This window comes from Scandinavium goeteborgense, from assembly GCF_003935895.2.
Lineage (GTDB): Bacteria > Pseudomonadota > Gammaproteobacteria > Enterobacterales > Enterobacteriaceae > Scandinavium > Scandinavium goeteborgense.
Genome location: NZ_CP054058.1, coordinates 1,485,220 through 1,504,932 on the forward strand (window position 1 = coordinate 1,485,220; position 19,713 = coordinate 1,504,932).

Below are 19,713 nucleotides of genomic sequence, written 5' to 3' on the forward strand. Positions count from 1 at the left end.
TCAGGAAAATCAGAGATGGAACAAGCGCATACCCGGCTTCTCGCCCAACTGAATGAGCGTATCGCCGCCACCGATAACATGCCGCTGTACCTGAAATTTGCCGAAACGGTGAAGAACGCGGTGCGTAGCGGTTGGCTTGAGCATGGCAATATTCTGCCCGGCGAACGCGACCTCAGCCAGTTGACCGGCGTATCGCGCATTACCGTGCGAAAGGCGATGCAAACGCTGGAAGACGAAGGCGTGGTGACGCGCGCCCGCGGCTACGGGACGCAAATCAACAACATCTTTGAATACTCGCTGAAAGAGGCGCGGGGGTTTTCCCAGCAGGTAGTGCTGCGTGGCAAAAAGCCGGACACGTTGTGGGTCAACAAACGGGTCGTCGAATGCCCGCCGGAGGTGGCCGAACAGCTGGCGCTGGCACCGAAAAGCGAAGTGTTTTTGCTCAAGCGCATTCGTTATGTGGACGAAGAAGCGGTGTCGATTGAAGAGTCGTGGGTGCCGTCGCACCTGATTGCAGACGCTGACGATATCGGGATTTCACTGTATGACTACTTCCGCAGCCAGCATATTTTCCCGCAGCGGACCCGCTCGCGAGTCAGCGCCCGGATGCCGGACGCTGAGTTTCAGTCGCACATCAAAATGGATGACAAAATCCCGGTGCTGGTGATCAAACAGGTGGCGCTGGATCAGCAGCAGCGGCCGATTGAGTACAGCATCAGCTACTGCCGCAGCGATTTATACGTGTTTGTGTGCGAGGAGTAATTCCTCGCGCGTGGGCGCGCAGTCGCCGCCGCGGTGGCTGACTACCCACGACGCCGCCGCGGTGGCTGACTACCCACGACGCCGCCGCGGTGGCTGACTACCCACGACGCCACCGCATTGCCGAGCGTCACAGCGTCGGCCAGTGACCAGCCCGCGGATAACCCCGCCAGCACGCCGCCCGCATGGCTGTCGCCCGCGCCGATGGTGTCGACCACCGTCGTTGGAAACGCTTTCGCCTGCCCGCATGCCTCAGCACTGAAATACCACGCCCCATCTTTATCCTGACGCACAATCAAAGGCGCATTCCAGCGCGCAAGCCAGGCTTTGCCTAATTCGTTGATGTCTTTCGGCAGTTGCTGTTGTTCGGCGACAATCTCCGCTTCCTGACGGTTGAGCGTAATAATTGGCTGACAGGCCATGATCCGCGCGAACAGCGCTTCGGGCACATCGGCAATGCGCGGCCCGAAATCAATCAGCGCTGTTACGCCGGGCATCGATTCCAGCCAATTAATCAGCAACTCAGCGCAGGGCGCGGTGAGCTGATAACCGGAAAGATACACCAGCCCGTTGGCGTCACGCGGCAGGCGCGCCAGCCAGTCGTCATTCCAGGCGTTTTCCACTCCGGTGAACGACATAAACGTCCGTTCGCCGTCCGGCTCGACCAGCGCCAGGCACCAGCCGTTGTCGCCTTGGTCGGTGTCGATAATGCTGCTGATGCCCTGGCGGGTAAGGTTGTTGCGCACGATGTCGGCCCACACGCCCTGGCCGAGCGGCAGGGCGTTGCAGGCGTTAATGCCCAGACGCTTAAGCGCCACGGCGACGTTCAGCGCGCAGCCGCCAATATTGACGCTTTGCTGTTGTAATTCGATATCGCAGCCGCGCCACGGCAGGGCGTAGGCGTCGGCGATGACGTCAATCACCGCCGAACCGATGACCGTCACCGGACGTTGTTGGAGAAGCTGGCTCAGTGGTGCGCTCAGCATGATTCCTCCCGCCGTTGACGATAGCCCAGCAGGGAAGTGGCGTAGCGGCCAAAGTCCAGCTGATTCACGGCGTCGAGTTCCTGTTTTAGCGCCGGGTCGATGCCGTCAATGCCGTGCAGCGCGCCGCAAATCGCCGTCGCCATTGCGCCGATGGTATCGGTGTCGCCGCCGAGGTTGGCGCATAAAATGGCGCAGCGGTTCGGGTCCGTCTGCGCCAGTTCGACCATCGCCACCGCGCAGGCGACTGATTCAAGGGTGCTGGTGCCCGCGCCGACCCGCTGATAAAGCTGCTCGCTGGCCGATTCCACGCCGTGCGCTTCACGAACGGTTTTCAGCGCCAGTTCGATACGCATCGCCAGTGACGCGTTAAAGGTCGTGACGCGTTTTTCCTGCGCCTGACGGGCGACGGCGGGCAGGGCATCAACAATATTTTGCCAGCTTTCCCCGTCCACGGCGCGAGAAACGGCCCAGCCGATCACCACTGCGCCAGCCATTGCCAAATCGGATTTATGCGTCGGGCTTGAGGCCAGCGCAATGTCATCGATAAAGGTGTCGAGGCAGGCGGTCGGTAACACGCAGCCAAGCGGTGAAACGCGCATCGCCGCGCCGTTGGTCACGCCGTTGTTTTCCAGTTCGCTCACCGGTTTGCCGTCACGAATGGCGTTCAGTGCGATTTTTGACGTCGGGCCGAGCACATTTTTGTTGAAGGCATCGAAGCCTTCCGCCCATGTCAGAATGTGGCGGCCAATCACGTCCGGCACGATCGCGCCGTCGCATTCGATCAGCGCATCCGCCAGGCACAGCGCCATCGAGGTGTCGTCGGTAAACTCCGCGCGTTTGAAATAACAGGCGGCGTTGTTCTCTGCCGGGCCATCGAGAAAACGGTCGATCCAGCCGAAGTGCGCTTTCACGCGGGAGCGGGGCCACAGTTCTGAGGGCATCCCCATCGCATCGCCTAACGCCTGGCCGTACAGAGCCCCGAGAATTCGTTGGTATTTCATTTCACTTCCTCATGTGTCATCGCCATGTCGCGTTCGTCGTTGTCGACGTGGATGGCGGTAATGTCTTTGTCCGATTCGCGGAAGAACAGCATAAACAGCACGGCAATCACCGCGATCATGATTGCGCCGAAGGTCCACATGCCTGCCCAGTTAAAGGTCAACCCATTGACGGGTGTTTTGTAGGCGAACATTTTTTCCATCATTACGCCGCCGAGACGGTAGCCGAGCAGGCTGCCAAAGCCTTGACAGCAAAGGGTAATCAAGCCCTGGGCCGCAGTGCGCATGTGAACCGGGGATTTTTTGTCGACGTAGATATACGCGGTGACGTAGTAAAAATCGTAGCTCACGCCGTGTAGCAGAATGCCGAGGAAAAGCAGGCCGTAGGTAAAGTATTGTTCTGCGCCGCCGTAGACGAAAAAGCCGTAGCGAATGGCCGCCGTCACCAGACCCAGTAATAATACCTTTTTAATACCAAAGCGTTTAATGAAGAACGGTAGCGCCAGCATAAAGAAGATTTCGGAGAACTGGCCGAGGGTCATCCAGCCGGTGGCGTTGTGCATCCCGACTTCGGTCAGATAGCCGTTGGCGAAGATGTAGTAGAACGCCAGCGGCATCGCGAACAGGAACGAGCAGAAGAAAAAGACGAGGAAGTTTTTGTCGCGCAGCAGCACCAGCGCGTCTAATCCGAGCATCACTTTCAGGCTCATTTTGCCGGTGCTTTTCGGCGGTGTATCCGGCAGGAACAGCGCGAACACGCCCAGCAGCGCGGAGCTGGCGGCAGTAATCAGCAAGGGAATGCTGGTTGGGGAAATGTCGTTATAGCCCATCAACTGCGGCAGGAAACCGCACACCAGGCCGGAGGCGATCCAGCCGACGGTGCCCATCACGCGAATGCGCGGGAAGTCGCGTTCGACGTCCGGCACGTGTGAAAACGCGATGCTGTTGGTCAGGGCGATGGTCGGCATATAGGTCAGCGAGTACGCCAGCAGCAGCGGGAAGAAGCCGCTGAAGGTCGTTTGCTGCGCGGCGAAGTACATCAAAATCGCCCCGACGAACATCAGCACCGCCAGCACTTTCTGCGCCGGGAAGAAGCGGTCGGTTAGCGAGCCGACGAGAATAGGCGAGAGGATCGCAGCGATAGCGGTACAGGCGTAGGACCAGCCGATTTCTCCGGCGCTAAAGCCGTTTTTGCTCAGCCATAGCCACAGCGGCACAAACCACGCGCCCCAGATAAACCACTCCACGAACATCATGAACGACAGCTTAACTGTAGTTTTCATCTTTAAATCCTTCATGACAGGTAAGGTACGCCTGCACACTACCATTTGATAATACCTTTTAAATACCTTTGAGGTGATTCCTTGAGCGACTTAACACTTTTCCGCACCTGAATCGAGCCAGCGGAATGTGCTTAAAAGCACGAATGGGCTGGAAAAATCAGCTTCAGGAGACCAGGCTTAGTGTTGCCTGAAAAACAGGCACAGGACATTCATTGCCAGCCTGGCTGGCACTTACGGGAGTTATCGCTATGACTGATATTGCGCAGTTGCTTGGCAAAGACGCCGACAGCCTTTTACAGCATCGTTGTATGACCATTCCGTCCGGGCAGCTTCACCTTCCCGGTTCCGATTATGTCGATCGCGTGATGATTGACAATAACCGTCCCCCAGCCGTACTGCGAAACATGCAAACCCTGTACAACACCGGGCGTCTGGCGGGCACCGGCTATCTCTCTATTTTACCGGTAGACCAGGGCGTTGAGCACTCTGCGGGTGCATCGTTTGCGGCAAATCCGCTCTATTTTGACCCTAAAAACATTGTTGAGCTGGCGATTGAAGCGGGCTGTAACTGTGTGGCCTCGACCTATGGCGTGCTGGCGAGTGTGTCGCGCCGTTACGCGCACCGTATTCCTTTCCTCGTGAAGCTAAATCACAACGAGACGTTGAGCTACCCGAATACCTTCGATCAGACGCTGTATGCCAGCGTCGAGCAGGCGTTCAACATGGGCGCGGTGGCGGTGGGGGCGACCATTTATTTCGGGTCAGAAGAGTCGCGTCGACAGATTGAAGAAATTTCTGCGGCCTTCGAACGCGCGCATGAACTCGGCATGGTGACCGTGCTGTGGGCATATCTGCGTAATTCGGGCTTCAAAAAAGACGGCGTGGATTACCACGTTTCTGCGGATTTAACCGGCCAGGCCAACCATCTGGCGGCCACCATCGGTGCGGATATCGTGAAGCAGAAAATGGCGGAAAATAACGGCGGCTACAAAGCGGTGAATTTCGGCTATACCGACGAACGCGTATACAGCAAACTCACCACTGACAACCCCATCGATCTGGTGCGTTACCAGCTGGCGAACTGCTATATGGGGCGCGCGGGCCTGATCAACTCTGGTGGCGCGGCGGGCGATAACGACCAGGTCGACGCCGTTCGTACCGCGGTCATCAACAAACGCGCGGGTGGGATGGGGCTGATCCTCGGCCGTAAAGCCTTCAAGAAATCGATGGCCGATGGCGTGAAGTTGATTAACTCGGTGCAGGATGTCTATCTTGACGAGAAAGTGACGATTGCCTGATCAATTAAACGGGCCTCTCTCTGTGAGGCCCCTGATTTCGAATTTCCCTCTGATACCCCCGTCACAACTCCATAACATTTTGTGAAAAATGTCACATCACTCTGTGCAGATGTCCAAAAAATCATGGCTATTTAGGCCCCTTTTGACGAGGCGACGGTGATTTTTTACACATACAGTATCTGTTGAAACGCTGTTTTAAATTCACAAAAGGAAAATAACAGTCGTGAAAATAGAATCTGTAAACGTCACCGTTTTTACGTACCCAACCCGCCGAGTCTCTGATAGTGCAGGGCACTCTCATCCCGGCGCTGAGAGCCTCGCAAAAATGGCCATGCTGACCCTCACCACCGACGAAGGGGATTGCGGCTACGCTTTCGCGCCACCCGAAGTGGTGCGCCCGTATGTGGTGAATGCTTTCTTCCGCAAAGTTCTGGTTGGGCAAGATCCGTTTAACCGTGAGCGGATCTGGCAAGACCTGGTGCATTGGCAACGTGGCAGCGCTCATCAGCTGACTGAACGTGCGCTGTCGTTTGTTGAACAAGCGCTGTGGGATTTGATTGGCCGCAAACTGAAAGTGCCGGTCTACAAGCTACTTGGCGGCTTTCGCGACAAAGTTCCGGCTTATGGCAGCACCATGTGCGGTGATGAACTGGAAGGCGGATTATCCACGCCAGATGAATTCGGCCAGTTCGCTGAAAAACTGGTGGCGCGCGGCTACAAAGCGATAAAACTCCATACCTGGATGCCCCCTGTGGCGTTCGCTCCAGACCCAAAAATGGACGTCAAAGCCTGCGCCGCGGTGCGTGAAGCCGTCGGCCCTGACATCGATTTAATGCTTGATGGCTACCACTGGTATAGCCGCAGCCAGGCGCTGTACATCGGTAAAGCGCTGGAAAAACTCAACTTTGCGTGGTTCGAAGAGCCGATGGAAGAAGAAAGCATGGCGTCCTACGTCTGGCTTTCTGAGAACTTATCGATTGATGTTGTTGGCCCCGAAAGCCTCGGCGGCAAGCATCACAGCCGGGCTGATTGGGCGAAAGCGGGTGCCTGCGACATTCTGCGTGCCGGGGCGAATGGCGTCGGCGGAATTTCGCCAACCATGAAAGTGGCGGCGCTGGCAGAATCGTTCGGTATGGATTGTGAAATCCACGGCAACGGGGCGGCAAGCCTGGCGGCCGTCGGCGCAATTCGTAACTGCCGCTGGTATGAACGCGGTTTGCTGCACCCGTTCCTTGAATATGATGAGCCAGCAGCCTACCTGAACAGCATCGTTGATCCGATGGATGCCGACGGTTTCGTGCATCTGCCACAGCGTCCGGGTCTGGGCGAAGACATTAATTTTGACTATATCGAGATGAACACCGTTAGCCGGGATTAACCTGTACCCGCCGTAAAAATTATAAGCCCGGGCTAATGGCGCCTGGGTAATCTCTACCCTACAAAACGGTATCTATCATGAATCGAAGCTCCCGACTTGGCGCGTGCCTGCTCACGCTCTTGTTCATGTTCGGCAGCGGCTCGGCGGGGGCGAAAACGCCACCTGACCAGCTGATTATCGGCATGAATATGAACAACCTGCTGACCCTCGACCCGGCTGCGATGACCGGTAACGAAGTGGTTGGGCTGGTGGTAAACCTCTATGACTCGCTGGTGGAACTGGACCCGCTAAAACTCACTCACGTGCGCCCGGCGCTGGCGAAATCCTGGGAGATCTCGGATCACGGCAATCGCCTGACTTTCCATCTGCAAGAGGGGGTGCGATTCCACTCTGGCAATCCGCTTACCGCCGACGATGTGGTGTGGTCGATGCGCCGGGTGTTGCATCTGAATCTCGCGCAGGCGTCGGTGTGGAAATCCTACGGTTTCAGCAAAACCAACGTTGATGAGCAGGTGAAAGCGCTGGACGCCTCAACGGTAGAAATCTCGTTGCCGAAAGCCAACGACCCCCAGTTGGTGATTTACTCGCTGGCGGCCTTGGGCAGCGTGGTCGTGCTCGACAGAAAAACGGTTGAGAAGCATGTGCAAAATGACGACTGGGGCAACCGTTGGCTGACCACCCACGAAGCGGGTTCCGGCCCGTTTAGTCTTGAAGAGTGGCAGGCAAAAGACGTGCTGCGCATGAAGCGTAATCCTGATTACTGGCGCGGCGAGCCAAAACTGTCCCGCGTAGTGTTCCGTCATTTTCAGGAATCGCAAACCTTACGTCTGATGATTGCGAAAGGCGACCTGGATATCGCCAGCAATATGGCCGTCTCGGATGTGAATGCGCTGCGCAAAGACCCCAATATGACGGTCGATGCGGTGAAAAAAGGCACTATTTATTACGTCGCCATGAGCATGAAGGAGCCACATTTCGCCAACCCCAAAGTGCGTGAAGCCGTGCGTTATCTCATTGATTATCAAGGTATCAACAAAGCGCTGATGGCGGGCTATGGCGTGCTGCACCAGCGCCCCATCCAGTCTGGAATGCCTGCCACGCTGCCAGACCCAGGCTACGCGCTGGATATCCCACGCGCTAAGGCGTTGCTCGCCGAAGCGGGCTATCCGCAGGGTTTCGATACCACCTTACGCGTGCTGGCCGATCAGCCGTTCCTGAATATTGCGATTGCGGTGCAGTCCACGCTGATGCAGGCGGGAATCAACGCCAAAATTGTGACCGGAACCGGTAACCAGATTTACGGCGCAATGCGCGAGCGTAAATTCGACATGTTGGTTGGGCGCGGCGGCAGCGGCGTGGAACCGCATCCGCATTCCAGTCTGCGCTCGCTGGTCTATAACCCGGATAACAGCGACGCGGCGCGTTTGACCAACTTCCAGGGCTGGCGCACTGGCTTCTACGACAAGCAGATTAATCAGCAAATCGACAAGGCGCTGGTCGAACGCGACCCGGCAAAACAGCGTGAGGAATATCAGGCCATTCAGACGCGTTATGACCAGCTGATCCCGGCGTTGCTGCCGCTTTCGCAAATGGTGGACTCGGTGGTGGTGCGCAACGACGTGCAGAATTATCAACCGCATCCGTCTGCCACCACTTTCCTGCGTGACGTCTATAAAACGCCCGCTGAACACGGGGAGAACAAGGGATGAGCATGATTCTGTTAGCGCCAGGTGGCCGCGCCCGGCGATTCTCAAAACGTGTAAGCCAGGTGTTGGTTACCCTTTTTGGCTTGCTGCTGCTGACGTTCTTTATTGGTCGCGTGATGCCCATCGACCCGGTGCTGGCGATTGTCGGCCCGGATGCCGATCAAAGCACTTATCAGCAGGTTTACCACCAGCTCGGCTTTGATCAATCGCTGGCAACACAGTTCTGGATTTACCTCGGCGGGCTGTTACATGGCGATTTAGGCAACGCGCTGCTGACCGGGAAACCGGTCGTGGACGACATTCTGCGTGTGTTCCCGGCAACGCTCGAACTGGCGACGGTGGCGATTATCGTCGGCGCGGGTTTAGGGATCCCGCTTGGCGTGTGGGCCGCGGCTCGCCGTAACAGCGTGGTGGATTACGGGGTGCGCATCATCAGCCTGGCCGGTTATTCAACGCCGATTTTCTGGGTCGGAATGATGGGGCTGCTGCTGTTTTACGCCTGGCTTGGTTGGGTCGGCGGTGCTGGGCGCATTGATTTAGGGCTGGATGGCGTGGTGCCGCGCCGCAGCGGTTTGCTGCTGGTGGATGCGCTTCTGGCGGGTAACAGCGCCGTGTTTTTTAACGCGCTGAACCACCTGATTCTGCCAGCCTCACTGCTCGGCTTTCATTCGCTGGCATACATCAGCCGAATGACCCGCAGCTTTATGCTGGCGCAACTTTCGCAGGAATTCATTATCACCGCGCGGGTGAAAGGGCTGACCGAGCGCCAGGTTATCTGGAATCACGCGTTCCGTAATATTTTGGTGCAGTTGCTGACGGTGGTCGCGCTGGCCTACGGTTCGCTGCTCGAAGGCGCGGTGTTGATAGAGACCGTGTTCTCATGGCCTGGGTTTGGGTCGTATCTCACCGGCAGTTTGCTGCTCGGCGACATGAATGCGGTGATGGGCTGCGTGCTGGTGGTTGGCGTGATTTTCGTGTTGCTAAACCTGCTGTCCGACATGCTCTACCAACTCTTTGATCCGAGGACAAAATCATGACGGTTTCCTTTGGAACGCCCCAACTTACTGCCGCCGACGAGCGTTCGCTACGCGTGAAACGCGCCGGGCTGCGGGCGGTGGGGTTTATCGGAAAAATGGCGCGCAATCCGCTGACGGCGATTGGCGGCGGTATCGTCTTTTTACTGCTGATGGTGGCCCTCTTTGCCCCGTGGATAGCGCCCTATAACCCGCTGGTGCAGGATCTCAACCGCGCGCTGACTGCCCCAAACGCCACGCACTGGTTTGGCACCGACGAATTTGGTCGGGATATTTTCAGCCGACTGGTTTATGGCTCGCGCATCACGCTCTACATCGTGCTGCTGGTGTCGGTCACGGTAGGCCCGCTGGGCCTGCTGCTTGGCGTCGCCGCTGGATATTTCGGCGGTAAAGTCGACATGGTGCTGATGCGCATCACCGATATTTTCATCTCGTTCCCAAGCCTGGTGCTGGCGTTGGCGTTTGTGGCGGCACTCGGCCCCGGCCTTGAACACGTCGTGATTGCGATTACGCTCACTGCCTGGCCGCCGATTGCACGCCTGGCGCGGGCGGAAACGCTCTCGTTGCGCCAGACCGATTTTATCTCTGCGGTGCGTCTGCAAGGGGCATCTCCAGTACGTGTGTTATGGCGTCACATCGTCCCGCTGTGCATGCCCTCGGTGATTATTCGTATCACCATGAACATGGCGGGCATCATTCTGACCGCCGCCGGTTTGGGCTTCTTAGGCCTTGGCGCACAGCCGCCAGAGCCGGAGTGGGGGGCGATGATCTCCAGCGGACGCACCTACATGATGGAGTGTTGGTGGGTAGTAACGATTCCGGGGCTGGCGATTTTAATCAACAGTCTGGCATTCAACTTCTTGGGAGATGGCCTACGTGACATCCTCGATCCTCGCAGCGAATAACGCGCCGCATCTGCTCGATGTACGCGACCTGAACGTCACGTTTGTAAACGGTCGCCAGCAAACCCATGTGGTGCGCGGCGTTTCCTTCCAGCTCGGACGTGAAAAGCTGGCGATAGTGGGCGAATCGGGTTCCGGTAAATCCACCGTCGGGCGCGCGCTGTTGCAGCTTCACCCGAAAAAGGCACACATCACCGCCGACCTGATGCAGTTTGGCGACATAGATTTGCTCCGCGCCACGGACGCTCAAATGCGAAATGTGCGCGGCAAGCGTATTTCAATGATCATGCAGGACCCGAAATATTCGCTGAACCCGGTGATGTGTGTGGGCGACCAAATTGCTGAAGCCTGGCTGACGCATCATCGTGTCGGCCATAAAGAGGCCAAACAGAAAGTGCTGGAGATGCTCGACGTGGTGCGCATTCGCCAGCCGGAGCGCATCTATCACCTCTATCCGCACGAAGTGTCCGGCGGCCAGGGCCAGCGCATTATGATTGCCATGATGCTGATTACCGATCCGGAAATGGTCATTGCCGATGAACCGACTTCCGCACTTGATGTTTCAGTGCGTTTGCAGGTGCTGGCGCTGCTGGATGACTTGGTGCAGTCGCGCGGTCTGGGGCTCATTTTTATCAGCCACGACATCAACCTGGTGCGCAGTTTCTGCGACCGTGTGCTGGTGATGTACGCCGGGCGCGTGGTGGAATCCATTGCCGCTAAAGATCTTGATAACGCGAAGCACCCCTATACCCGGGGGTTGATTAGCGCCTTGCCGGATATGGACCAACCCCGCGCGCATCTGCCGGTGCTGCAACGCCAGCCCAGTTGGCTAACCGAATAAAAGGAGCAACGCATGTCATCCATGATTTCAGTCAGCCAGCTCAATTTAACCTTTGGCGAAGGGACGAAAACCAACCAGGTGCTGTTTGATGTGAACGTTAACGTCGGCCAAGGCGAGATTTTCGGTCTGGTGGGGGAGTCCGGTTCCGGGAAAACCACGGTGCTGAAATGCCTCGCCGGGTTGTTCACGCACTGGCAGGGAACGTTGTCGATCGACGGCACCGAGCTTGAGCGCAAAATCAGCCGCGAGCGTTGCCGGATGGTGCAAATGGTGTTTCAGGATCCGTATGGTTCTTTGCATCCGCGCCATACCATCGGCGATATTCTGGAAGAACCGCTGCAAATTCAGGGCTACACCGACCGCGATCGGCGCATCAATATGATGCTCGATAAAGTCGGGTTAAACCGTGCATTTCGCAGTCGATATCCGCACCAGCTTTCCGGCGGGCAGCGCCAGCGCGTGGCCATTGCGCGCGCGTTAGTGCTCGAGCCGCAGGTGCTGCTGCTCGATGAACCAACTTCCGCGCTGGATGTTTCGGTGCAGGCGGAAATTCTCAACCTGCTGGCAGATTTGCAGCAGGAATCGAATCTCACCTACTTAATGGTGACGCATGATTTGGGGGTGATCGCGCACCTCTGCCACCGCGTTGGCGTGATGCAACACGGGCGTATTCTGGAATCGCTCAGCACCGATGATTTAATCAGCGGTGCCGCGCAGGTTCCCTATACACAAATGTTGGTCAACGCCAGCCGTCAGTACAGCCGTGAAATGGCACAGCAAGTGGCCAAGTTCTGACGCTAAAACTCGCCCGCTGTTGTTAACCCAGTAGCGGGCAGTTTGGCGGCAGACGACATTCCAGCGCGTGTGGCAAAATTTCAATCCGGAACTCGCGGCCCGTTTTCGGTTCTCCGTCGAGATTAAAGGTGATGTCGTGCGGCGCGGTGATTTCAAACCACGACGACACGCCGTCAATCAGGTTCGGGTTTTCCTCCGGAGGCGAGAGGGTAGAGAACAGCGCGGGCAGCAGTTCCTCGCCGGTGAATATACGCAGGTGCAGCAGACCGTCGTTGATTAACGCTTCCGGGCAAAGCTGCTGCCCACCACCGGCCTGACGTCCGTTGCCGATGCCAATCACCAGCGCGTCGCCCTGCCAGTAAAAACCTTCGCCACGAATTTCACAGCGGTCGGCTTTCAGGGTGTCCATGCGCATCAGGCCGTGGATCAGATACGACACGCCGCCGAGCGCGGCTTTCAGCTTTTCCGGCGTTTCGCTGGTGATGCGCGTGCCAAACCCGCCGGTCGCCATGTTGATAAAGCAGGTTTTATCGTTGACCTTGGCGATATCAATTTCTTTCGCGTTTCCCGCGATCGCCAGCTTCAGGGCTTTGCTCAGATCGTCGGGCACGCCGACGCTGGTGGCAAAATCGTTGGCGGTACCGAGTGGCAGAAGGCCCAGCACAGGAATGTGGCTGTGTTGGCAATGGATAATTGCGGTCGCGACTTCATTAATGGTGCCGTCGCCACCGCCCGCGATGACCGTCGCCACGCCTAACTCGCAGGCTTCGTCCAGATAGCGCGCCGCATCGCCTTTCTCCCAGGTCACGCGCACATGGATTTCCACGCCTTCGTCGCGCAACTGCGTGATGGCTTCACGCAACTCCGGGTTTCCGGCTCCTTTGCCATTTAAGATCAACACGCTGGGTGGAAAGTCAGTCATCCGTTTTATCCAAATTATTCAACATGATAAAAAGTGTACCTTATGAACTGGACTTGTGCATGAGACCAGGCTGAATTACGTGGGTAAATCCGCATTCTTTTGCCGGTTAAACACTGCCTGCTGGCGCTGCGCTTAGCAGGCCTACGAAAGAGGGTTTGGGTATGTTGTAGGCCCGGTCAGCGTAGCGCCACCGGGCATTTCGTCTTTAATGCGAGGCTGACCAGCGCGGCGCCTTCAAATCTCCCGCGAACATCCACACCAACTCACACAACAACCCGCGCAACGTTCTTTCCATTTCTGGCAATAACGACTGCTGGCACAGCATCTGCGTCAGCGACTGGCAATAGTCGCACAGCGCCTGTGCATCGGGTTCGAAAAATTGTTGTGTTTCTGGCAGCGTCTCGACGGTAAAACGCGCAATCAGATGCGGCGGAATGGGGTCGTGCAACGTCGGGCCGAGCAATGCCAGACAGGCGCTGAGTCGACCTAACAGCGCCATTTTGTACACGTCGTCGTTGCATTCCATCAGGGTTTCAGCGAAACGGTCACAGCAGTCGGCCAGATCGGTAAAATCCGTTGCAGCGGTAAAAGGGAAGGTCAGTAAATCGCTGTCAGGGGAAAGGAGGGTTGTCATAGGTTGAACTCCACTACGCCAGGTGAAATATTCAAAGACGCTAATGCGCCATTGTGTCGTCGGTGAGTTCATTCAGGAGGCTAATCCAGGCACCTGATTTTGCAGATGCCGGGCGACAATACTTCGGCTAGTGATGGCCGACAAGTGTGTATCCGGAGTTCAGGAATCCGGCTTGTGGTCAGTACAGGCATTATGAAAAGCTCGGCTATGAACCCGTGAATCGTGAAAATTATGCGTGGACCATTACCCGGCCTGATATTTACCTCAATGGGAAAACGGCGGACTGACAAAAAAGCAGAGGGCAAGTTGAAAGATGGCTGCCGAAGCAGAAGCAGTTCATGACGTGTAACATGATGAATGTTCACTCTTTATTACATCTATATATACTGAGTGCGATATTATGATGCTTATATTGATAGCATATGCGTGGGTGGAAAATGTCTCTATTTTTAAGCAGTTTTATTTTTGAGAAGAAAGAATATGACAATGACTTTTATGTCCTGGACCAGGAAATAGAAGCTTACGCGACCAAAATTCCGGGCTTCATAGGGATGGAAAGTTATACCGATGCCGCAAGTGGGCGAATCATTAATAACTATTACTGGCAGAGCCGAACGGCGATGGAAAGTCTGATTACTCATTTTGCTCATGCCAGAGCCAAATCCGAGAGCGATCGTTGGATTGTCGGTTATCAGACAGTGATTGCTGAGATTGAAGGCTCGCATAATATGAACCTTTCCCACCCGCTTGCGAATTATCCGTTGTCCTATCGCCGTGGCGAAGAAGCCTGAACGTTGCCTCCGAAAGTCTGAGGAGCCCGCTCTTGGTGCATAGCAGATCGGTTTACTGAGTTTAAGGTCCGCTGTGAGCGAGGAGCGGACGCTGGCCTTTCATATATGCACGATTTACTCGCTGGCCTGCTCCGACGTATATATCATAGATGCAGGGACTCATTAGCATGATTGGAGATTGCATATGTTGATATATAACGTTTTTGGGCGGCATATTGGCGTTCAACGTAAGAATGAACAGTGGCTGGTATTTCGTGCTGACCTGACGGAGAGAAAGTTTTCTCGACTCTATGACATCGCTGTACCAGACGATATGACAGAAGGCGAGATTGCCGGCTGGCTGGGTGACATTTTCCATGAAGCCGCAACCGAGCGTCATCCAAATGTGGAACGCATCGAATAAGGATTTAATGGATAGCATTACTTTAAGTCCGCTTTTGGCACGAAAAGGACAGGCCTGGGTGCAAGGACTTCGGCTATGTGCGCAAAGAGGGCAATATCAATGCTATGGCTGCTTTTTCCGTAAAAGGAAAACGGCAACTGCCGTCAGAACACCGATAAGTGGCATTGCGCCAGCACCGGCTAAGAAGTTATGGTGATCTATCCGATTATTCCTTCTAATATCAGCCAGGCGGGTAAGTGCGGTTTCTCTGTTATTCGAGCTAACTTCTTCAAATTGTTTTTCATATCCCTGATTCATTAAATGAAAAGCCTCGTCCTCTTCTGATGTTTCCAGCGCAACGATTTTCTTATTTTTTTTATAAAAATGGTAATCAGGCATTTGCTCATCCCTATGGAAGAAGTCAGTAAGGTAATATAGACCCTCAGGCTTTATTTTGTACACAGACACTGAATGTCCCTTCAAGGCCAACCGATTGTTCTTTCAGCTATGTCCGCACCCGGCACAAAGCAGGCATGTCTAGGGCAAAAACTCTGCCTTAGCGAACCCTGCTCAACTTCATTCCCACAAATGAAAATCAATCTGTTGATGTAAAAGTTATTTTTCCATATGTTAATTCGCTCTAGTCAGATCTCAAGAGTTCTTACTTAATAACAAAGGGCCATAACATGAACATCGAGGCGTTTGCTTTTGGCACGACCAACTGGAGTGAAGTTGAAAAAACAGAACATCCAGGGGAAACCGGCATGGCTTACTGGCGTACGCAGCTTTTTGGTCAGAAGCCGAATCAAATCCGGGTGCGAATGGTTGAATATACCCCGGGTTACCTTGCAGACCACTGGTGCCAAAAAGGCCATGTCCTGTTCTGCATGGAGGGAGAACTCGAAACGCTGCTCGAAGATGGCCGTAAATTCACATTAGCGGCGGGGATGAGTTATCAGGTGGGCGATAACGCGGAGCCGCATCAGTCCAGAACGACGACAGGCGCAAAACTTTTTATTGTGGATTGATTTGATGTTGGGCCGCACCAGCCGTTACTTTACTAAAATGGTCGAGCGTTACATCGTAAAACCGGGGGAAGTAGCACTGCACTACCTCACCCTACCTCTGCAGGGCAGTAACAAATCGCTTGGATGTAAAACAGAAGCCCCGTATTCGCGGGGTTTCTTCTTTACCCTAAGGTTTCTACTCGGTAACTATTATCGCTATGATTTCATCATAATAATCATTATGTGATTGGATAATCAGTGAGTTAGGTTGGTAGCAAGGCTGGCATAGCAATAGTTTCCCCTTGCTCGTCGCAAAACTCAACCAGGTAACCAAGCTCCGGGGTCTCTAAAACCATAACAATGGTACCTACCATCTCCTTCGGAAGCCCTTGATCCGGCAAATCCTCAGCTAAGGCGACAACATCCAATTCGGCTCGATTCATTGTCTATCCTACAAATCAGAGTTTGCTCTTCTGGATAGGATTGCCGTTTTCAATTGCTCATAAAGAATGTGGCTTAATTCGTCTAATTCATTGTTTTCACTTCGAAGCGGAATTCCATCTGTATGTAAAACAAGGTCATTGAATGAGCCCATACCGCCAAAAAGCGCTTTTAATGACTGGACAGCAGAATCGTAGTCAATATCGAGTTCACTGCGCAGGGTTTCAAAGGGGCTTACCCACCGGGATGCCGTAGGGTTGGACGATAAAATATGAATAATGCTATCAATCGTTTTTTTAATTTGATCTTTCATTGCAAGTCTCGACTGCTCAGTATTTTAATATTGGGATTTTCCCACGGCTTAAGGATAACTACCTGTTCTGTGCAGCCGGAGTAAAGTGCTATCTGGAATCCCATTTTCCCTATATTGACCTTCGTTCCTGCAGGTATCTGAATTTCTCGGATTCAGATAGAGGGATTCAGTGCCATTAGGTCATATGGGTCTTCAGTTGAGCAAAATTACCCAATGTCGACAGATAAAGACGCTAATTTTTCTGCAATGACCTGTTCTGTCTGCTCATCACCATCAAGACCCATAGACTCTATGACTGAACGAAGAAAAGTATAAAACTCTGCGTTACTTTTCTTCTCAGCAACCATATGACAAAGCGGAACAACATAAGCGTCATATTCGTCATTGGCCTCATCAAATTCATTAATACCAATTGGATCCCATTCGTTAAGGAGAATTGATTTAACGGTTTTATGCAGTGTAGTGCTGTTCATAATTTAGGCGCCCCTGGTATTACTGTTACAACATTTCCAGTATTCGAATTCACAATGACACGCAGGTTATTGATTGAGTCATAATATCCAGTTGTGCCTGCTTTAGTGGAAAATAGTTCCCCTACGTTAATCGTACTCTCGATTGCCGAAGGGGGTACACCTCGCCCTTGCAAACGATCGAGTGCATGAGCTGAATACTTTAACTCGCCAATGAACGTTGTACTATTGTTTCCTAAGGCATTCATGGGATAGCCCGAACGTCCTGTAGGGAAGTAGGAGCCGACATCACTTTTAGATAATGGGGAAAGTGTCTTTATCTCACTCATGGGGCTTAGTCGCCCAATACCAAAAGTCGCCGCCACGGATGCCGCCGCTATGATGCTCCCCTTAGTCTGTTCATTCATGATTTGGTCGTAACCTGCTGGGGCATCCCCACCAAGCTGTTCAGCCGTATTATGAAAATCTTCTATGTTGCCGTTATAAACACCACCTGCGGCGAGAAGCCGTCCGGCAGCTTTGCTGTTAATCGTTTTGGCAGCCTGTGCATGCTGTATTGGTGCGTCCGCATAATGCTGTTTGACTGTCGGCGCAGGCTTTCTGCCTTGATGATTATTCAGTATGTACTCGTAAAGATCTCTGACTTCTATTCTAAAACGGTCGGTGTAGTGATCCATGAAACAGTCGTAAATCAGGTTACTGTTTTCATCGAAATAGAAAGGATTATAAAAGCTGCTCCAGTCTTCCCGGTTATCAATCCCCACCATTAAGCCGTGCTCTAGCTGAAATTCTACGTCATCGTAAAGTCTATCGTACTGATGGCGGGGTTTGCGTTGGTAGCCAGTAGCGAAAAACCGATGATGACGAACCTGTGTCCTGTCGGGGACTTGCTGAGGAATGAGAGAACGTGTGTATTTGCTGTAATCGAGTTCATAGTAAATGGCGGCCCTTGCCAGCGCCTCATCCGGCGTCAGAATGAATTGAATATCCGCTGGTACCAGGTAGAGCATTGCATCCCATCGCGTATATAACGTGAACATCAAGTTCTGGCCTTAATCCATTAAAGGTGTATGGATTTTCATCTCAATCTGGCGAGGAATCAAGCAATACGAACATCGAGGGTTGGCTTCTCAATGTGTTGTGAGTAGTGCGAGGGGGAGAAATGAGAAAGGTTGTTTGATGTACAAAACCAAAAAAATAAACCCGCGTAAGGGAGATTACGCGGGCTAAGGAGGTGGTATCTGGTACAGCTAGCATTTATGGGTTATGTTTTTCAGCGCTTTGGATAATACCCGTATCAAGCGAAGCGGTATGTGATCCGTTTCTAAGATTTTTCCATACTGAAAAAATAACCATTCTGAACTACTTCAGCATCGGATTACGGGTGTTCTGTCCGTCAAAATTGCGCATCAGCAGCGCATACTCCAGCGCAATCTCTTCCGGCACCGGGATCCATACGGTGTGACCATCGCCAGGCGCGACGTCGGTCGGCTGCCCTTTGTTGGTTTCCATATGCTCGAGGGTGAAATTGATGTTGCCTTGCGGCGTCATCAGCTCAAGGTTGTCGCCTTTGAGGAACTTATTCTTCACCGCGACGGCCGCGAGGTTGCCTTTGCGCTCCCCGGTAAATTCACCGACAAACTGCTGGCGTTCGGAGACGGAGAAACCGTATTCGTAATTCTGATAGCTGTCGTGGGTGTGACGACGCAGGAAGCCTTCGGTATAACCGCGATGCGCCAGCCCTTCAAGGGTTTCCAGCAGCGAGGCGTCGAACGGTTTGCCTGCGGCGGCATCGTCGATGGCTTTGCGGTACACCTGCGCAGTGCGAGCGCAGTAGTAATAGGATTTGGTGCGGCCTTCGATTTTCAGGGAATGCACGCCCATTTGCGTCAGACGTTCCACGTGCGCGACAGCACGCAGGTCTTTGGAATTCATAATATACGTGCCGTGCTCGTCTTCGAACGCGGTCATGTATTCGCCCGGACGCTGCGCTTCTTCCAGCATAAATACGCTGTCAGTTGGCTGGCCTTCGCCAAGCGTTGGCTCGACGTTTTTCACCGCAATAGGCTCGTGCTTATGCACGATATTACCGATGTCGTCCTCTTTGCCTTCCTGAACGTTATATTCCCAGCGGCAGGCGTTGGTGCAGGTGCCCTGGTTCGGGTCGCGCTTGTTGATGTAGCCCGACAGCAGGCAGCGGCCGGAATAGGCCATGCACAGTGCGCCGTGAACGAAGATTTCGAGTTCCATATCCGGAACTTGTGAGCGAATCTCTTCGATTTCTTCGAGCGACAGTTCGCGGGAGAGGATCACGCGGGTCAGGCCCATCTGCTTCCAGAATTTGACCGTCGCCCAGTTAACGGCGTTGGCCTGCACGGAGAGATGCACGTCCATCTGCGGGAAATGCTCACGCACCAGCATAATCAGGCCCGGATCGGACATGATCAGCGCGTCCGGCCCCATATCCACAACAGGCTGCAAATCGCGAATGAAGGTTTTCAGCTTGGCGTTGTGCGGCGCAATGTTGACCACCACGTAGAATTTTTTACCGAGCTCATGGGCTTCGTTGATGCCCTGCTGCAAATTCTCGTGGTTGAATTCGTTATTGCGCACGCGCAGAGAGTAACGCGGCTGGCCGGCGTAGACCGCATCGGCACCATAGGCGAAAGCGTAACGCATATTTTTAAGCGTTCCCGCCGGGGAAAGGAGTTCCGGTTTAAACATGATTTTCTCGTTCTGATGACAGGTCAGACTCGCTTCGCGGGGAAGCGAT

The 19,713-nt window shown here is 54.1% G+C and carries 21 protein-coding genes and 2 pseudogenes; 12 read left to right on the forward strand and 11 right to left on the reverse strand.

Annotated features, from left to right (window positions below; all coding sequences use genetic code 11):
• Positions 1 to 15: 15 nt before the first annotated feature.
• Positions 16 to 762 carry a GntR family transcriptional regulator gene (locus A8O29_RS07810; RefSeq protein ID WP_125354282.1) on the forward strand — a complete coding sequence of 249 codons (747 nt, stop codon included), beginning with the start codon at positions 16 to 18 and terminating at the stop codon, positions 760 to 762.
• Here the strand turns inward: A8O29_RS07810 and A8O29_RS07815 are convergent.
• The 3 genes and pseudogenes from A8O29_RS07815 to A8O29_RS07825 all read right to left on the reverse strand — a co-directional run bounded on the left by A8O29_RS07815 (position 736) and on the right by A8O29_RS07825 (position 4,026).
• Positions 736 to 1,745: pseudogene (locus A8O29_RS07815) on the reverse strand (PfkB family carbohydrate kinase). The gene A8O29_RS07810 and the pseudogene A8O29_RS07815 overlap by 27 nt on opposite strands.
• Positions 1,739 to 2,746, reverse strand: coding sequence for an ADP-ribosylglycohydrolase family protein (locus A8O29_RS07820; RefSeq protein WP_125354281.1), 1,008 nt, complete (start codon positions 2,744 to 2,746; stop codon positions 1,739 to 1,741). The pseudogene A8O29_RS07815 and the gene A8O29_RS07820 overlap by 7 nt, the downstream one beginning before the upstream one ends.
• Positions 2,743 to 4,026 (reverse strand): nucleoside permease, encoded by a 1,284-nt coding sequence (locus A8O29_RS07825; protein WP_125354280.1) that lies wholly within the window; start codon positions 4,024 to 4,026, stop codon positions 2,743 to 2,745. The genes A8O29_RS07820 and A8O29_RS07825 overlap by 4 nt, the downstream gene beginning before the upstream one ends.
• 248 nt (positions 4,027 to 4,274) lie before the next feature.
• Here A8O29_RS07825 and fbaB point away from each other — a divergent pair, with 248 nt between their 5' ends.
• The 7 genes from fbaB (at position 4,275) to A8O29_RS07860 (ending at position 11,980) form a co-directional block, all read left to right on the forward strand.
• Complete coding sequence (gene fbaB / locus A8O29_RS07830; RefSeq protein WP_110509497.1) at positions 4,275 to 5,324, forward strand: class I fructose-bisphosphate aldolase; 1,050 nt, start codon at positions 4,275 to 4,277, stop codon at positions 5,322 to 5,324.
• Between the two features lie 223 nt (positions 5,325 to 5,547).
• A complete protein-coding gene (locus A8O29_RS07835) occupies positions 5,548 to 6,702 on the forward strand; it encodes a mandelate racemase family protein (protein WP_125354279.1) in 1,155 nt (384 codons plus the stop codon).
• Positions 6,703 to 6,779: 77 nt separating this feature from the next.
• Positions 6,780 to 8,411 carry an ABC transporter substrate-binding protein gene (locus tag A8O29_RS07840; protein ID WP_125354278.1) on the forward strand — a complete coding sequence of 544 codons (1,632 nt, stop codon included), beginning with the start codon at positions 6,780 to 6,782 and terminating at the stop codon, positions 8,409 to 8,411.
• Positions 8,408 to 9,445, forward strand: a complete 1,038-nt coding sequence (locus A8O29_RS07845) for an ABC transporter permease (RefSeq protein WP_125354277.1) — start codon at positions 8,408 to 8,410, stop codon at positions 9,443 to 9,445. Before A8O29_RS07840 ends, A8O29_RS07845 begins: the two co-directional genes overlap by 4 nt.
• Positions 9,442 to 10,347 (forward strand): ABC transporter permease, encoded by a 906-nt coding sequence (locus A8O29_RS07850; RefSeq protein WP_125354276.1) that lies wholly within the window; start codon positions 9,442 to 9,444, stop codon positions 10,345 to 10,347. The genes A8O29_RS07845 and A8O29_RS07850 overlap by 4 nt, the downstream gene beginning before the upstream one ends.
• Complete coding sequence (locus A8O29_RS07855) at positions 10,319 to 11,185, forward strand: ABC transporter ATP-binding protein (protein WP_125354275.1); 867 nt, start codon at positions 10,319 to 10,321, stop codon at positions 11,183 to 11,185. The genes A8O29_RS07850 and A8O29_RS07855 overlap by 29 nt, the downstream gene beginning before the upstream one ends.
• 21 nt (positions 11,186 to 11,206) lie before the next feature.
• A complete protein-coding gene (locus tag A8O29_RS07860; RefSeq protein WP_125354340.1) occupies positions 11,207 to 11,980 on the forward strand; it encodes an ABC transporter ATP-binding protein in 774 nt (257 codons plus the stop codon).
• Positions 11,981 to 12,002: 22 nt separating this feature from the next.
• On the opposite strand, the gene yegS is transcribed toward A8O29_RS07860, so the two are convergent.
• Together yegS and A8O29_RS07870 are read right to left on the reverse strand one after the other, a co-directional pair.
• A complete protein-coding gene (yegS, locus tag A8O29_RS07865; RefSeq protein WP_125354274.1) occupies positions 12,003 to 12,902 on the reverse strand; it encodes a lipid kinase YegS in 900 nt (299 codons plus the stop codon).
• Between the two features lie 205 nt (positions 12,903 to 13,107).
• Entirely contained in the window at positions 13,108 to 13,536 is a 429-nt protein-coding gene (locus A8O29_RS07870) for a hypothetical protein (protein WP_125354273.1), read from the reverse strand.
• A gap of 191 nt (positions 13,537 to 13,727) precedes the next feature.
• Here A8O29_RS07870 and A8O29_RS22715 point away from each other — a divergent pair.
• From A8O29_RS22715 to A8O29_RS07880, 3 genes and pseudogenes are all read left to right on the forward strand, one after another.
• Positions 13,728 to 13,823, forward strand: a pseudogene (locus A8O29_RS22715) (GNAT family N-acetyltransferase); the annotation flags it as partial.
• A gap of 150 nt (positions 13,824 to 13,973) precedes the next feature.
• A complete protein-coding gene (locus A8O29_RS07875) occupies positions 13,974 to 14,327 on the forward strand; it encodes an antibiotic biosynthesis monooxygenase family protein (protein ID WP_125354272.1) in 354 nt (117 codons plus the stop codon).
• A gap of 184 nt (positions 14,328 to 14,511) precedes the next feature.
• Positions 14,512 to 14,730 carry a DUF7661 family protein gene (locus tag A8O29_RS07880; protein ID WP_125354271.1) on the forward strand — a complete coding sequence of 73 codons (219 nt, stop codon included), beginning with the start codon at positions 14,512 to 14,514 and terminating at the stop codon, positions 14,728 to 14,730.
• Between the two features lie 102 nt (positions 14,731 to 14,832).
• Here the strand turns inward: A8O29_RS07880 and A8O29_RS07885 are convergent, their stop codons facing one another.
• Entirely contained in the window at positions 14,833 to 15,108 is a 276-nt protein-coding gene (locus tag A8O29_RS07885) for a hypothetical protein (protein ID WP_125354270.1), read from the reverse strand.
• Positions 15,109 to 15,395: 287 nt separating this feature from the next.
• On the opposite strand from A8O29_RS07885, the gene A8O29_RS07890 reads away from it, so the two are divergent.
• Positions 15,396 to 15,737 carry a DHCW motif cupin fold protein gene (locus A8O29_RS07890; RefSeq protein ID WP_125354269.1) on the forward strand — a complete coding sequence of 114 codons (342 nt, stop codon included), beginning with the start codon at positions 15,396 to 15,398 and terminating at the stop codon, positions 15,735 to 15,737.
• Between the two features lie 242 nt (positions 15,738 to 15,979).
• On the opposite strand, the gene A8O29_RS07895 is transcribed toward A8O29_RS07890, so the two are convergent.
• The 5 genes from A8O29_RS07895 to trhP form a co-directional block, all read right to left on the reverse strand.
• Positions 15,980 to 16,159, reverse strand: coding sequence for a DUF4926 domain-containing protein (locus tag A8O29_RS07895; protein WP_125354268.1), 180 nt, complete (start codon positions 16,157 to 16,159; stop codon positions 15,980 to 15,982).
• Positions 16,160 to 16,167: 8 nt separating this feature from the next.
• Positions 16,168 to 16,470 (reverse strand): DUF6966 domain-containing protein, encoded by a 303-nt coding sequence (locus tag A8O29_RS07900; protein WP_125354267.1) that lies wholly within the window; start codon positions 16,468 to 16,470, stop codon positions 16,168 to 16,170.
• Positions 16,471 to 16,676: 206 nt separating this feature from the next.
• Positions 16,677 to 16,943: a hypothetical protein gene (locus A8O29_RS07905; protein WP_125354266.1), complete on the reverse strand. Its 267-nt coding sequence runs from the start codon at positions 16,941 to 16,943 to the stop codon at positions 16,677 to 16,679.
• Positions 16,940 to 17,950 carry a DUF4258 domain-containing protein gene (locus tag A8O29_RS22720; RefSeq protein ID WP_246316646.1) on the reverse strand — a complete coding sequence of 337 codons (1,011 nt, stop codon included), beginning with the start codon at positions 17,948 to 17,950 and terminating at the stop codon, positions 16,940 to 16,942. Before A8O29_RS22720 ends, A8O29_RS07905 begins: the two co-directional genes overlap by 4 nt.
• 352 nt (positions 17,951 to 18,302) lie before the next feature.
• Positions 18,303 to 19,664 (reverse strand): prephenate-dependent tRNA uridine(34) hydroxylase TrhP, encoded by a 1,362-nt coding sequence (gene trhP / locus A8O29_RS07915; RefSeq protein ID WP_125354265.1) that lies wholly within the window; start codon positions 19,662 to 19,664, stop codon positions 18,303 to 18,305.
• Between the last annotated feature and the right edge of the window lie 49 nt (positions 19,665 to 19,713).